Raw genomic sequence first — 14799 nt, forward strand, 5'->3', positions numbered from 1 at the left:
CCCTTTTGCTATTCCTTCATCGAAGTGCCTTCCGGAATCTTTCTTACCTGATCCCCGGACTCAGCAAAACGTTTTGCTGTCTTTGGTTTCTCGTGTTCATGGTTTTGCCTTTTCGCTTTGAATTCTTTTCCGCGTCCCATTCATTCACCCTCCTTAGTTGAATAGTATCTCCATTGAAATGAGAATTACTAAGGAAGAAAATGAAAGCTTACCTGCGTCTGATGCGGAAAAGCATCAAATAAAAAGCTGGTACAAGCAACAATGTCAGCAGGGTAGAGAATAATAATCCAGACACAATGGAAATGGCCAATGGGCGAAATAATACATCTCCTGTAAAAATTATAGGGGTAAGTGCTGCAATAGATGTCAAAGATGTCAAAATGATCGGTCTTAACCTTGCTCTTCCAGCTTGTGTTACTGCTTCCACAATCGTCTCATAACGATTACGGTTCTGCTCGATGAATTCCACGAGAATAACGGAGTTCCTTACTGCAATCCCCGATAAAGAGACGATTCCTAATACAGCGAGGAAGCTTAGCGGCTGACCGAATACGAACAGGCCAATAAACGCTCCGGTCACCGCTAAGAATACCGAACTTGTAATCAAAAGCGGCATTGTCAAAGAATTGAATTGTATAGCAATCGTTAAGTAAATCAAAAACAAAACAATTACGAACAGTTTTGCAACTTCAATGAAAAATTCCGTACGAGCATTCGATTCCCCGGTTTGAAATACCTGATAATCTTCAGGCGTATCTTTCTGTATTTCAGCAATTAAATCATTCGCTTCTTGTTCGAATTTTACGTCTTCGCCCTTTTTAGGGTAAGCCTCCAGGGTGAAGGTCCTTTTTCCATCAAGGTGAGGAATTGCCCCTGCCTGGGTAAATTCTTCTTCTGTAATGATTTCCTCGAGGGAGAAAACCGATGGCGGCTGTTCTCCTGATGGATTTTGATTGGCGGCAGATGATTGGGAAGTGACCTGTAAAGCTTCTAGGTTCACTCCATTTTCTTTCCCATCATCTACCATTGCAGTAATAGGCAGCCGTTCTTTACCGTTATCAAATATCCCAATCGGTATCCCGGTATTTGCGACTTGTAGAAGAGTAGTTACTTGTTCGTCAGTAATGTTGTTTTCAGCCAGTAAATCCTGATCGAGCTTATAACGGATAAACGGCTGTTCACTACCTGCGTTTAGGGTAGTCAATTCTAAGCTTTCCAACTGTGCAAAGCGAGATTGTATATCTTTTGACAATTGGATGAGCTGATCCAATGCTGGTCCTTGAATTTTCAACACGATAGGTGGGGAAGCAGGGGGACCAGACTCAATGGTTTCCATGAAAATTTCAGCGTTTTCAAATTCACTTCTCAATTCATTTTCCCATTCATCGATAAAAGCTGTTGCACTTGTTTTCTCGCGATCGATTCTTACCAGTAACTGCCCAGTATTTTCCCCGGACCTTCCCAGTCCTGAGCTAAATAGGTTAGGCAGACCGCTACCTGCATATACTGCAGTTTCTGTGATGGTTGTATTATTACCAAGCAGAAATTCTTCCATATTTTCACTTGACTCTTTTGTTTCCTCCAGGGTAGTCCCTTGGGGATATGTTACGGAAACGGTGACCTCTGGCCGGTCAGCACTAGGGAAAAACTCAAAAGGTATTTTAATAATCAACAGTGCTAACAAGACACAGGCTAATAAACCGAGCAAACCAGTCGTCCAGGGACGTTTCGTCACTTTCGGCAGGATCCGGTCTGCATAAAGGTTTTCCAGGCGGTTGAAAAATCCTCCAAGAAGTCCAGCTTTTCTGGATGGATTGGATGAAGCTCTTTTAAAACGTGCATATTGGATTGTCGGGATAAAAGTTAATGCCATAATCGTTGAAGCGATAATTGTTAGTATCAACACCATCGGCAGCGCCCTAATAAAATCACCATTACTTCCAGACAAGAAGGTCAAAGGAAGGAAACTGAATATGATCATCAAAGTAGAAGTGACAATAGAGAGACCGACTTCTTTCACTCCTTTAATAGTTCCTTCTAATGGAGTATCTCCCAGTTGTAAACGCCGCTGGATATTATCGTTGACTACAATTGCATCATCTACCAGGATACCGATTGCGATAATCATTCCAATAATCGAGATCTGATTCAGGTCTACGCCAGTGTATGGTAAGGGAATCAACCCGATGATAATGGATAAAGGGACCGCTAATCCTACCAGAATAGCAGAGGAGATTGGCAAGCCGATAATCATAATGAAAAATACCGCTACAAGGGAAATGGCAAAGGATGTCAGCAGGTTAGTGAACACTTCTTCTATAATAGTATTTTGCGTGTAGAACCTGTCAGTAGTAACTTCATCAGGTAAAGCGGCAGAAAGGTCCTCAATCTTAGAGGATACCTCGTCTTGTAACGAAGACATATTTACCCCTTCTTCAGCTAAAAGAGTAATCGATAAGGCTGGTTTGCCTTCAAAGGTTATCAAGTCTTCTTCCTCTACCGTTTCTGTATCGACATTCCCCACATCACGCACGTATATTGGTCCATTTTCACCCTGTGCTACCTTGATGTCAGCAAAGCTATTGATATCGGTCATGTTTTCCATGACTAATTGATAAATTTTATCGTTTTGTTGAGTAGTACCAATAGCAGCAGGAGCCAACTCTTTATTTACGGACTCAATCACCTGGAAAGGGGAGACCTGGTTGTCGATCAGGCTATCATTGTCCAGTGTCAGCTTTATTTCCCTATCAGGGAGTCCTTTAATATCCACTGCTTCAATTCCATTGATATTGGTTAGTTCCTCTTTCCAACTCTCCATTGTGTTATGAAGGTTATACAATGTCTCATAATTATCCGCTATCAAATGATAAGAAGCAGCAGCCGACATCATAAGGTCTGTTTCTATTTCCGGAGACCCCACCTCATCAGGGAAATTCCTCGAAGCATCCGAAACAGCCTGTTGTATTTTAGAGTTAACCGTGTCGTTATCTATCCCGTCGGCAAGCGTAGCAGTAATGGTTGAAAAACCAGTAGTTGAAGCAGAGGAGATTTCTTCTATCCCATTGATGGATGAAAGTTCCGATTCTAAGGGATTGGTAATTGTTCGTTCCACCTCTTCAGGTGTGGCACCGGGATAAACAGTCGAAAGAGACGTCAGGTTGACATTGATTTCTGGTATTTCTCGTTTCGGCAACTGAAAATATGTAAATATCCCAGTAAAAAGTAATAACAATATAAATACCCATACGATTTTCCGGTATCGTAAAACTGTAGCCATTGAAAAAGCTCCCCCTTTAAAAAATGTTTACAAAAGTTATACAAGTATATACCCATTTTATCATGTTTGTACCTTTTTAGAAGTAATTTTGAAATTATTGTTGCCATCCATTGTAAACGCTTTACAATTAAAAAATTATCACTTATAATTATCTTCCCACTAATAGGGGAGGGATGAAAATGACAAAGACAAACTTGATTGAAAGAGCAAAAAATATCCGCGAGCATGCCTATACCCCGTATTCAAAATTTAAAGTTGGAGCTGCGCTGATTACTAAGTCCGGGAAGACCTATGATGGATGCAATATTGAAAATGCAGCGTACCCAGTAACGTGCTGTGCAGAAAGAGTCGCTATTTTCAAAGCAATTGCCGACGGAGAAAATGAATTCCAGGAAATGGCTGTTGTGGCTGATACAGACCGTCCGGTACCTCCATGCGGATCCTGTCGACAAGTAATGAGTGAATTTTTCCCGAATGATATGAAGATTCACACCACCAATCTCAAAGGAGATGTCAAAACACTTACTATGGAAGAATTATTGCCATTCTCTTTTGCACAAAGTGATTTATCTAACGAAAAATAGTATCTTACATAAAAGCATCTGGTATATACCGGGTGCTTTTTTTAGTGTAAATTGACTTTCCCCTTTATATGACAAGTTGCTTATAAAATGGTTATTTGCCTCAGTACATGTTATTGACCCAGTACATAACCTAATAATGAAAGATGAATCTTACAGAAAGGGGAATGAAAGATGCATCACAAAAATTGTATGGGCCCTGGGCAAACTGGTCCGAGACAGCAAGTCGTCTGCCCTACAAGACACTGTGTCCAAAATAATTACTTCCAGAATGAAGTAGATTATATTCACCCTACGCATACCACCATCATGAATCATCATTTGACCAGAAACATGCACCACTTCCCGCAGACACAATCTGTAATGGATACCTTCGACTCAGAGGATGTCTTCATGCCGCCTCAGGGACCTGAAATGACGGGACCAATGGGGATGGGCCCTCAGGTTGCAGGTGCTGAGACGGGACCAAGACCGCCGATGGGAATGGGGCCTCAAGTCGCAGGGGCTCAAATGGGACCAAGACCGCCAATGGGAATGATGCCTCAGGGTATGGGTCCGCAGGTTGCAGGTGTCGGAGATAACAATATGCCACCTCAAGGAGCTCCGATGGGTCCGAGTCACATGAGTAAAGGCTGCCATCACCCTTGGTGGCGTGATTAATCATTATAAAAACGAGTATCTAACGGATGCTCGTTTTTTTATGTTTGGATGACTACATAGGTTTGAGATATACTGATATAGAAGGGAAACCGTGCAAGGAGCCGATTTTTATGAAAACGATGGTAGTTACCGGCTATAAACCCATGGAATTAGGCATTTTTAAAAATGATGATCCACGGATCTTCTACATCAAGGAAGCACTGAAAAAAAAGCTGACAGATATGTTACAAGAGGGACTGGAATGGGTATTGATATCAGGACAGATGGGAGTAGAATTATGGGCTGCAGAAGTCGTCATCGACTTAAAAGAACACTATGATGTGCAGCTTGGCTTCATTCCACCTTTCATCAATCAGGAATCACGATGGCCGGACGAAATGAAGAGCCGATATGAAGAAATGTCCATGTTGGCCGATTTTTATAAACCTGTTTATGAAAAGGAATATCAGGGCCCATATCAATTTAAAGCGAAGGATCAGTTTCTGGTAAACCATTCGGAGGGTGCTTTGATGCTTTATGATCAAGACACCCCGGGAAGTCCTGATTTTTTTCGAAAAGAAGCACTGGCTGCCGAGGAAAAAACGGGATATAAAATACTTTATATAACACCACTCGATCTCCAAGAAACAGTGGAGCAATTACAAATGGCCGACCCGGATTACTGGAGTCAATGAAGTCACAATAAAAAATTGACATTTATGCTCCGTTTTGGAAAAATAGGAGTAAGGTGTGTAAATAGAGGTGATACTGATGATCAATGATAAATTGAATTTAGATGGTAAACAGATATTAGAAAAAGATTTTAAAACATCTATGAGAGGTTATAATCAGGAAGATGTAGATGAGTTTTTGGATCTGATTATTCAGGACTATGATGTGTTTAATCAGGAAATTGAACGGCTAAGACAGGAGAATGAACGGTTGAAACGTACCCCTGCAAGAGAGGCAACGAGAAGCCGTCCAGTCCAGAATGAAACACAGACGCCTAATCATCAAGTGAATTATGATGTGTTGAAGCGCCTCTCTAATTTAGAAAAAGCTGTTTTTGGAAAGAAATACGCAGACTCATAAGTTACCAATAATTGGCGTATACAATCCTTTAACATGTATGCTATAATAGTTATTCCATTGACAGTAATCAGTCAACCAGGTAAAATAATAAAGCAGTTTTGAATACTTGGGTGATCGCTGCATGTTTAATGCAGAGGAAAGTCCATGCTCGCACAGGCTGAGATGCCTGTAGTGTTCATGCCTGACGAAACCATAAGTCAGGGTAGCCTGATGGCTAACGGCAGGGAAAATGCCTAAGTCCTTTTGGATATGGCATTCCAACCTTGAAAGTGCCACAGTGACGTAGTCAAAGTAGAAATGCTTTGAGTGGAACGAGGTAAACCCCATGAGCGAGCAACCCAAATGAAGGTAGGGGCACTCTTCGAAGGGAAATGAACCTGACAAGAGGCAAGCGTAATGCTTGCAGATAGATGATTACCACCGGAGTACGAGGTTGACCACCGCTGGCAGTACGATGGTACAGAACATGGCTTACAAAGTATTCAAAGGTCTGACTTTGAAACAATCCCTTTCTAAATGCAGTCATTGCGTTAGAAAGGGTTTTTTATTATAACTATCGATGAAAAGGAATGAAATTTCTATGCCGCAAAAAGTCACTTTGATCGCTACCGCAGCAATGGGACTCGAAGCAATTGTTGCTCAGGAAGTGAAAAATTTAGGTTACAAAGATGTAGAAGTGGAGAATGGCAGGGTAACCTTTGAGGCTGACGTATCCGCAATCCCACGTGCGAATCTTTGGCTAAGGACAGCTGATCGTATCAAACTTCAGGTAGGAAAATTCAAGGCTTACAGTTTTGATGAATTATTCGAAAAGACCAAGGCGCTTCCCTGGGAAACCTACATACCAGAAGATGGCGAGTTTCCGGTCATTGGTAAATCAGTGAAATCAAAACTATACAGTGTCCCTGATTGTCAATCAATCGTAAAAAAAGCGATTGTCGAACGGTTGAAGCAACGTCATGGAATCGCTTCATGGTTGAAAGAAGATGGGGCATTCTACCGTGTAGAAATTGCATTGCATAAGGACACCGCATTATTGACGATTGACACATCAGGCAGTGGTTTGCATAAAAGAGGGTATCGTACTGGACAAGGGGAAGCACCTTTGAAGGAGACCCTGGCTGCTGCGCTGGTGCAGCTGACAAACTGGACACCAGACAAGCCTTTTGTCGACCCCTTCTGCGGCTCAGGAACCATAGCGATTGAAGCTGCTTTAATCGGGCAGAATATCGCCCCTGGATTTAATAGAGAATTCGCTTCGGAGGAATGGGACTGGATTCCACAAAAAGTATGGGATAATGCTTTTCAGGAAGCAGAGGACCACGCCAAATACGACCAGCCCTTAGATATTACTGGTTATGATATCGATCATCGTATGATTGAAATTTCCAAAGCGAATGCCATGGAAGCTGGCCTGGGTGATTTGATCCAGTGGAAACAAATGCAGGTAAAAGATTTACGTCCAAAGCAGGAAAATGGCTACCTTGTGTCTAATCCTCCTTATGGAGAACGAATCGGGGAGCGGGAAGAAGTAGAAGCAATGTATAGAGATTTAGGCTCGATTATGCGCGATCATCCATCCTGGAGTGTCTACGTTCTTACTTCCCATTCAAATTTTGAAAAAATTTATGGACGGCAGGCATCTAAAAAGCGGAAGTTATTCAATGGTTACATTCAAACTGACTATTATCAGTTTTTTGGAAAGCGGCCGAAATAGGGGGAACCTGTGTGAGTAAAGCGTTGGAAAAGGATTTTCTCGATTTATTGAAAGAAAAGGCTTCTTATGAAGAAGCACTGGGTTTGATGTTTTGGGATATGCGAACAATGGCGCCTAAAAAAGCAATAAGCAACCGTTCTGAAGTAATTGGGATGATATCCCAGAAAGTACATCAAATCACCACATCTGATCAGATGAAAGCATATATTGAGGAATTAGAGGGCAATACAGACAATGAAATCATCAAAAAAGCAGTAGAGAAGTCGAAAGAGAGTTACGAACGCAGCGCGAAAATTCCTGCTGAAGAATATAAAGAATACGTCATGCTTCAATCGAATGCAGAGGCGGTATGGGAAGAGGCAAAAGAGAAAAATGATTTCGAAAGCTTCCAGCCTTATTTAGAAAAACTTGTGGCGTACAACCAGAAGTTTGCCCGTTATTGGGGTTACAAAAATCATATTTATGACGCTTTATTGGATAACTATGAACCTGGCGTGACGGTTGCTGTATTGGATGAAGTCTTTCCTAAGGTAAGAAAGTCATTGTCAGGACTATTGGAAAAAATTCAACGTTCATCCAGCAAACCAGATCCTTCTGTGCTGCAAGGGCACTTTCCAAAAGAGAAGCAGGAAAAATTCAGCCTGGAGATACTTGATCGCATGGGGTATGACTTTCAGGCAGGAAGGTTGGATGAAACCGTCCATCCCTTTGCGATTGGTCTGAATACCAATGATGTCCGTGTTACAACTAAATACGATGAGAAGGATTTCCGTACTGCAGTATTCGGTACCATCCATGAAGGCGGACATGCCTTATATGAACAGAATATTAATCCTGAATTGGCATTTACACCACTGGCTGATGGTACTTCAATGGGAATTCATGAGTCTCAATCGCTCTTCTGGGAAAATTTCATTGCCAGAAGTGAAGCCTTCTGGGAGAATCATTATGATTTATTCAAGTCCTATGCGCCTGATTCATTCAGCACACTTCAACTGGCACCGTTTTATAAAGCGATCAATGAAGTGAAGCCATCTTACATTCGAATTGAAGCAGATGAACTGACGTACCCATTACATATCATGGTACGGTATGAACTTGAAAAAGCATTGATTGCTGGAAACATTAAGGTGCAAGACCTGCCAGAATTATGGAATGATAAAATGGAGGAGTATGTAGGCATCCGTCCCAGAAATAACGCGGAAGGTGTGCTTCAGGATGTCCACTGGTCTGGTGGAAGCTTCGGTTATTTTCCTTCTTATGCTTTAGGGTATATGTATGCGGCACAATTCTATAGCCGGATGGAAAAAGACATTGATTTTGATAAAGTGATACGCGCCGGAGACTTTACCAGTATCAAAGAGTGGCTTACAGAAAATATCCATCAATATGGAAGTATAAAAAAACCGCTGGAAATTCTGTCTGATGTAACTGGAGAACAACTGAATCCTGACTATTTGGTGAATTATCTCAAAGAAAAATATCGAAAGATTTATCAATTCTAAATAGGAATAAGTAAGCTCACGTTTGCTAAGACACAGTTTCGAGACTTTGGGGTGCAATGATGTTGGCTGGGAAAACGGTTCGCTTTCCGTGGGCATGTGGCTTCCTCAGCTTCGCCTTGCGGAATCTCACCGATCATGTTCATCCCACAGGAGTCTCACCGTTTTCCCGGCCACCATACGATGATAAGAATCTTGAAACACCTGTTAAGAATGGCATGCTTTTAAAGCAATAAGAAAAATCAATCTGGCTTTATAATAGTATTCTTCTAACAAATTAGGGTAAGTGAATTTAAGATTGATTTCGATAATCTTATACGGCAAAGGGAGTGGGGGAAGGGTGAGACTCCTCGAAAATGCGACGCATTTCCTTCGTGCGGAGTTTCTCAAGGATGGTAATTCAAAGTCCTGCGGGAAAGGATAGACTGGCAAGACCCCACAGAGCTTTAGCTCGAGGAGCATTCCTGTAGGTTTACGATTTAAAGATATATCGTTGGAAATGAAAAATGCATAAAAAAAGCCTCCCTGGTACGATAGAGAGTGTCATGCATGACCTCTAATTTGAGTACCGAAAGGAGACTTATATTATGGATTTTACACAAAATGAGCGCCTCTCGCAAATCAGTGGCCAAACGTTGATTGTTGGGGTGGATATTGCGAAAAAGAAACACGTCGCTCGAGCGATCGATGATCGAGGCATTGACTTAGCTAAACGCTTGGTTTTCAACAATAGTTTGGAAGGATTTCAAGCACTCTATCGCTGGGCGATTGCTTTGGCGGGAAAAACCAACCGGTCTCACATTATGATCGGTACGGAACCGACAGGACACTATTGGCTCAACCTCGCTTATTATTTGAAAAATCAGGGGCTTACACCTTTGGTCGTAAATCCGATGAAAGTGAAGCGATCGAAAGAGCTGGATGATGACTCACCGACTAAAAATGACACCAAAGATGCCAAGGTGATCGCTCAAGTGATCCGTCACGGTCGGTATCATGAGCCCACGTTACCAGAAGGAGTCTATGCGGAGCTTCGCGAAGGCATGAAGCTCTACGACATCATTCAGGAAGACCTTTCCTCCATCAAAGCTCAGGTGCATAATTTCCTGGACCGGTACTTCCCTGAATTTGGTCAGGTATTTAAAGATTGGACGAAGAAAACTGCTTTTTACTTTCTGAAACAAGGTTATCTCCCGGGAGACCTTAATCAAAAGGGGGAGGAAAAGCTTCTTTATGAGCTCAAAACTAATGTTTATAAGGGAACTCCTCGTTCCAAAGTCCAAGCCATCAAAGAAATGGCTACTTCAAGTGTCGGCATGACGACAGGCCTTTCAATGGCTCGGCAAGAACTGCGTTACCTGACGGATCAATACGAGCGTATCCAGGAATGTTTGGAAGAGCTGGAAGAAAAGACGGAAGAACTTGTCCTTCAAATCCCAGGAGCCCAACTCATGATTGCGATCAAGGGAGTAGGTCCAATGGGAGTCGCCGGCTTCTTCGCTGAAGTTGGTAACTTGAATAACTATCGAGATCCACGCCAGATCATTAAGTTAGCGGGACTCAATCTAATGATGAATCAATCTGGAAAATTCAAAGGACAAACAACCCTTACCAAGCGTGGTCGACGAAGACTTCGCGCCATTTTGTATAACATGGCTCGCCCCTTGGTTCAAAACAACTCCTTCTTTCAGGTGTTGTATAACTATCTTACAAATCGATCCATCAATCCGTTGGCAGGAAAACAAGCTTATATAGCGATTGGACGTAAGCTCATTAAAATCTTTTTTATGATGGGGAAGCGCAATTGTCCTTTTGAAGGTGAACGAATGCTGCAAGATATTCCTCACTTTTCCGATCGACATGAAGCTGCTTAGAACGATTAATCTATCTATTTCTTGAACTTGGTTTTTCGACGTTTTTCCCCTTTAACAATTGAAGCATGGATAAGCTGGTCACATTCCAAGCATTAGGGCGAAGACCCACACGAGGAGCTTTTCCGGCATCCACACATGGTCAGGTTGAACGAAGGAATTTGCGCGCTAAGACGCCGAGAGAAATGGGAGGGTACACCACCATGTCTAAAGTGGAGATCCATATGCGATCATAAATAACCATTTATTGGAATAACCCCCTCCAGTTTCTTTAAACGTTCGTCCGATTCCACAATCAAACAATTATGGGATTATCTTCAATATCTGATTAGTGCTTCTCGCGATAAAGGGCGAGAAAACGGAAGAAAAATAGAGAAATCATGAGAGATAATCGTTACACTGAGGGAGGCTTGCCGGCTTCCCCGCGGAAAGCGAACCCTTCCTCTAAACTCCCTCAAATGTTTCGAAATCAAGTCTTCGACTTTACGGCCCTATAATGTCTTCCTTAAACAGATAAAGTCCAGATCCTCAGGGATCTGGACTTTTTTTGTTATTCTTCTTACTAGTTATTACTGTTAATTAATTGTTGCCGATCGGCCATTCGAATGGAGGCGATCCTGGTGGTGAATTTTGAATAATATCGACAAATGGAATTGTATAGGCAAATGCGATCAATACCACCGTAATACCAATCCATAACCGCCAGTTTTCCAGTACAATCGGCGTCGGTTCTGTTCCGGTAGGCGCTTCTGCAATCGGAAACTCTTCTACACCTTTAGGTGCTTTGAAGGTCATATAGAAAAAGTTATAGAGCATAATCAGGATACCGATGAACAATATTGAACCACCGATGGCCTGCCCGTATTGATAGCCAATCCATTCAGCGGCCTGGGCACTGCCCTGATAATCCGAAAAAGCGGATCTTCTTGGAGCACCGAGCAGTCCTGCCAAATGCATCGATCCTGACATGAAGAACATCCCGACCAGCCAGACGATCGTTTGAGTCATACCGAGTGTATTGATTTTCTTATCGATTTTTCTACCGGTAAGGACCGGTACCAGCCAGTAGCTGATGCCAAAGAATGTGAGAATGACAGTGGTTGCTAAAGTCAAATGGAAATGCCCCGTTACCCAAATGGTGTTATGGACAACCTGGTTCATCTGGTTAGATGCATTGATGATTCCGCCAGCTCCCGCTGGAATAAAAGCAACCATCCCCATAAACGGTGCAAAGAAGCGAACATCTTTCCATGGCAGGTGACGCAGCCATCCAAACAATCCGGTATATCCTTTTTGCCTTCCAGTGATTTCGAATGTCGCGAACATGGAGAAGGCAGTCAACAAGGATGGGATGATAACAGCAAATGTCAGAACAACTTGAATGTATTTCCACATTGGATCAATACCAGGTTCTAATAGCTGGTGATGGAATCCGACTGGGATTGAAAATATCAAGAATAGAATAAAGGCAAGACGTGCAAGTGAATCACTGAATATCTTACCCCCGATAATCTTCGGCAGGATTGCATACCATGCCATATAAGCAGGGAGCAGCCAGAAGTACACTAATGGATGGCCAAAATACCAGAATAACGTACGGCTGAGCAGGATATTCATACTACCTACTAATCCCAATGACCATGGAATGAATTGGATAAGCACCGTAGCAGCTACCCCAAGTGTACAAATGAACCACATCAGCATATTAATGACGACCATGAACGCAAGCAGTGGTGAATGCTCACCAGGATGTTCTTTTTTCCATTTATATAATTGACGGAAATTGACAAAGCATGCAATCCAGGATCCAATGATGACGAAGGTTAGGCCAAAGTAAAAGATTGGATGAGCTTTCAAAGGAGCATAGAATGTATAAAGGACGCTGGCCTTTCCTAATAAAATCATGATAGCGCTTGCGGTGGTACCAATCAGCATTACCCAAAAAGATGCCCAACCCCATTTGCGCTGTTTACTTGTCATCCCTACGGTTTTAGCCATTAGTGCAAACTGGAAGCCGATAATAAAAAATGTCGTGAGCACAAGGCCGAGAATGACACCGTGTACCGTCAATATTTGATAATAACCGATGCCAAACGGAAGGGTGAAGTTACCGGTACGTACTAATGTCTGCAATAACCCCATCAGTCCTCCGATCAGTAACGAAATGAACGTCACCCACATAAAAGACATGATCAACTTTGAATCTGATTTGTTTAATCCTGTTTTTTCTGCAATCATTCTTCATACACCTCCACGGTTGCTGTCATCAAGTGGTGGCCGGTACCACAATATTCATTACATATCAGAGTATAAGTTCCGGGATTATCCAATGTAGTTTCCAGTGTGGAGATATAGCCTGGTTCCAGCATCATGTTGACATTAGTACCAGCTAGTTGAAAACCGTGAATGACGTCTTTCGTTGTAGCCTGAAACATAACCTTTGATCCCGCAGGAATTCGGATAGTACGGACGGCATTACCATCTTCGTCCTTGCCGAAATCATAATTGAAAGCGGAAGCAAGCACATTCAAGGTATATTCCTTTTCCCCCAGCTTTTGCAAGCCAAGATTATCTTCTTTAAACGCTTCGTGTGCCTGGACGTTAGTTGGATCCAGCGTCACCATACAGCTTGGCGGCTGGGTTCCCTGATAGAAAGCTCCTATCCCTAAAACTATTAAGAAAATGAGTAGTGTTCCAACCCCAGATCCCATCCAGATTTTTTCGTATTTATGCAGATGCATCGTAATCCCCCTCTTTACGTATCAAAGTTATTATCTTGCTAAAAACAGGCCAAAGACGGCCAGCCAGGATAACACTAAAAATCCACCAACAATAGAAACCGACACCAATGTTCCCTTTAAGTTGGGTTCTTGGGTGCTGTGCTCAAGTTCGGTTTGTTGTTTCAGATTTGTGTTAGGCATTTTTGCCCACTCCTTTCAAATTTTTGGTGGTTTGTTAATAACTATCTTACAGCAATTTCTTGTGAAATCACCCTGTAATTCACATTTTTCACAAAGTGTTCAATAACAACTGAAAACACTGTAAATAAAGGGTTTATGTGTGATTTAAATCATTGTACATCTTGTAAATTTGTACAGATTGTGAAAAGTTAAAAATGTTTACCACAACATACAAAAAAGGGCAATCACATTACTCTATAAGAATGTGAAAAAATATAGAACTTTTTACTTATGTGTATGAGAAGATTTTAAAAATCGATCTGTTGAACTGATTTGTTCGTAACAAAAGAGGGGTTCTCTACTATTTGTTGTTCATTGATAAAAGAGCAAACCTTTAAGAAGGAATGGTATAATGACGTAAAATAACAGATAGGAGGAAATGTAATGTTTTTACCAAGTTTTGAACTGACGAATAAATTAGCTGTAGTAACAGGTGCTACCAAAGGAATCGGAAAAGCGATTGCAGTCTCATTTGCAGAAGCTGGAGCTGATGTAGTATTAATCGCCCGTTCGGAAGAGCAATTAGAAGAAGTGAAGCGTTCCATTGAAAGTCTTGGCAGCAAAGCGTTTACAATCCAAGCGGATGTGAATGATTATGATTACATCATGGAAAAGGCAGACACGATAATAGATGGACGTCAATTGGATATATGGGTTAATAACGCAGGGATGAATATACGGAGTGAGGCACTGGAAGTAACAGAAAAAGAATGGGATCAAATTGTATCTACGAATATGAAGAGTGCTTTTTTCTTGTCTCAATATGCCGCTAAAAAGATGAAGGACAACCAGGCAGGAAAGATCATCAATATATCCTCGGTAGGGGGCCATACAGCTTTAAGAACGGGTGTTGTTTACGCTATGACTAAAAGTGCTCTGATACAAATGACTAAAAATTTAGCTATGGAGTGGGGAAAGTATAATATCAATGTAAATGCTATTGGCCCGTGGTATTTCCCAACCGCTTTAACAGAAAAACTTCTGCAGGATGAAGATTATGTTCAGGATATATTAGCCCGCACACCACTTAAGCGGATCGGGAAGTTGTCTGAACTGGCAGGTGCAGCAGTATTTTTGGCATCTGAAGCCGGTGATTACATGACCGGTCAAACATTATTCGTGGATGGCGGAATGACCATTTACGGTTTTTGAAAAAC

13 protein-coding genes and 1 other RNA gene are annotated in these 14799 nt (G+C 41.9%); 9 read left to right on the forward strand and 5 right to left on the reverse strand.

The genetic code is table 11. The annotated features are described in order from the left end of the window. Positions 1-8: 8 nt before the first annotated feature. Together BLV00_RS22545 and BLV00_RS09370 are read right to left on the reverse strand one after the other, a co-directional pair. Entirely contained in the window at positions 9-140 is a 132-nt protein-coding gene (locus BLV00_RS22545) for a hypothetical protein (RefSeq protein WP_281243004.1), read from the reverse strand. A gap of 68 nt (positions 141-208) precedes the next feature. Beyond that, on the reverse strand, positions 209-3280 hold the full coding sequence (locus BLV00_RS09370; protein ID WP_093044718.1) for an efflux RND transporter permease subunit: 3072 nt from the start codon (positions 3278-3280) through the stop codon (positions 209-211). 179 nt (positions 3281-3459) lie between these two features. Here BLV00_RS09370 and cdd point away from each other — a divergent pair, with 179 nt between their 5' ends. The 8 genes from cdd to BLV00_RS09410 all read left to right on the forward strand — a co-directional run bounded on the left by cdd (position 3460) and on the right by BLV00_RS09410 (position 10685). Beyond that, the gene (gene cdd / locus BLV00_RS09375) at positions 3460-3864 is read left to right on the forward strand and encodes a cytidine deaminase (RefSeq protein WP_093044719.1); all 405 of its coding nucleotides are present in this window, start codon (positions 3460-3462) and stop codon (positions 3862-3864) included. Positions 3865-4035: 171 nt separating this feature from the next. Continuing rightward, entirely contained in the window at positions 4036-4521 is a 486-nt protein-coding gene (locus tag BLV00_RS09380; RefSeq protein WP_245728921.1) for a CotD family spore coat protein, read from the forward strand. Between the two features lie 110 nt (positions 4522-4631). Then, positions 4632-5195: an SLOG family protein gene (locus BLV00_RS09385; protein WP_093044720.1), complete on the forward strand. Its 564-nt coding sequence runs from the start codon at positions 4632-4634 to the stop codon at positions 5193-5195. A gap of 76 nt (positions 5196-5271) precedes the next feature. Next, positions 5272-5592: a cell division regulator GpsB gene (gene gpsB, locus BLV00_RS09390; protein WP_093044721.1), complete on the forward strand. Its 321-nt coding sequence runs from the start codon at positions 5272-5274 to the stop codon at positions 5590-5592. Positions 5593-5694: 102 nt separating this feature from the next. Then, positions 5695-6071: RNase P RNA component class B (gene rnpB, locus BLV00_RS09395), an RNA gene on the forward strand. 101 nt (positions 6072-6172) lie between these two features. Continuing rightward, complete coding sequence (locus tag BLV00_RS09400; RefSeq protein WP_093044722.1) at positions 6173-7309, forward strand: THUMP domain-containing class I SAM-dependent RNA methyltransferase; 1137 nt, start codon at positions 6173-6175, stop codon at positions 7307-7309. Between the two features lie 11 nt (positions 7310-7320). Next, positions 7321-8814: a carboxypeptidase M32 gene (locus BLV00_RS09405; protein ID WP_093044723.1), complete on the forward strand. Its 1494-nt coding sequence runs from the start codon at positions 7321-7323 to the stop codon at positions 8812-8814. Between the two features lie 584 nt (positions 8815-9398). Further along, entirely contained in the window at positions 9399-10685 is a 1287-nt protein-coding gene (locus BLV00_RS09410) for an IS110 family RNA-guided transposase (protein ID WP_093044724.1), read from the forward strand. A gap of 576 nt (positions 10686-11261) precedes the next feature. Here BLV00_RS09410 and BLV00_RS09415 read toward each other — a convergent pair. The 3 genes from BLV00_RS09415 to BLV00_RS21680 are packed head-to-tail and all read right to left on the reverse strand — an operon-like array spanning position 11262 to position 13603. Beyond that, on the reverse strand, positions 11262-12920 hold the full coding sequence (locus tag BLV00_RS09415; RefSeq protein WP_093044725.1) for a b(o/a)3-type cytochrome-c oxidase subunit 1: 1659 nt from the start codon (positions 12918-12920) through the stop codon (positions 11262-11264). After that, on the reverse strand, positions 12917-13423 hold the full coding sequence (locus BLV00_RS09420) for a cytochrome c oxidase subunit II (RefSeq protein ID WP_093044726.1): 507 nt from the start codon (positions 13421-13423) through the stop codon (positions 12917-12919). The genes BLV00_RS09415 and BLV00_RS09420 overlap by 4 nt, the downstream gene beginning before the upstream one ends. Before the next feature lie 30 nt (positions 13424-13453). Then, a complete protein-coding gene (locus BLV00_RS21680) occupies positions 13454-13603 on the reverse strand; it encodes a cytochrome c oxidase subunit 2A (protein ID WP_143030710.1) in 150 nt (49 codons plus the stop codon). Between the two features lie 423 nt (positions 13604-14026). Between BLV00_RS21680 and BLV00_RS09425 the strand changes: the two genes are divergently transcribed. Beyond that, positions 14027-14794, forward strand: coding sequence for an SDR family NAD(P)-dependent oxidoreductase (locus tag BLV00_RS09425; RefSeq protein ID WP_093044727.1), 768 nt, complete (start codon positions 14027-14029; stop codon positions 14792-14794). Positions 14795-14799: the final 5 nt, after the last annotated feature.

It is taken from the genome of Thalassobacillus cyri (assembly GCF_900107755.1).
Classification (GTDB): Bacteria; Bacillota; Bacilli; order Bacillales; family Halobacillaceae; genus Thalassobacillus; species Thalassobacillus cyri.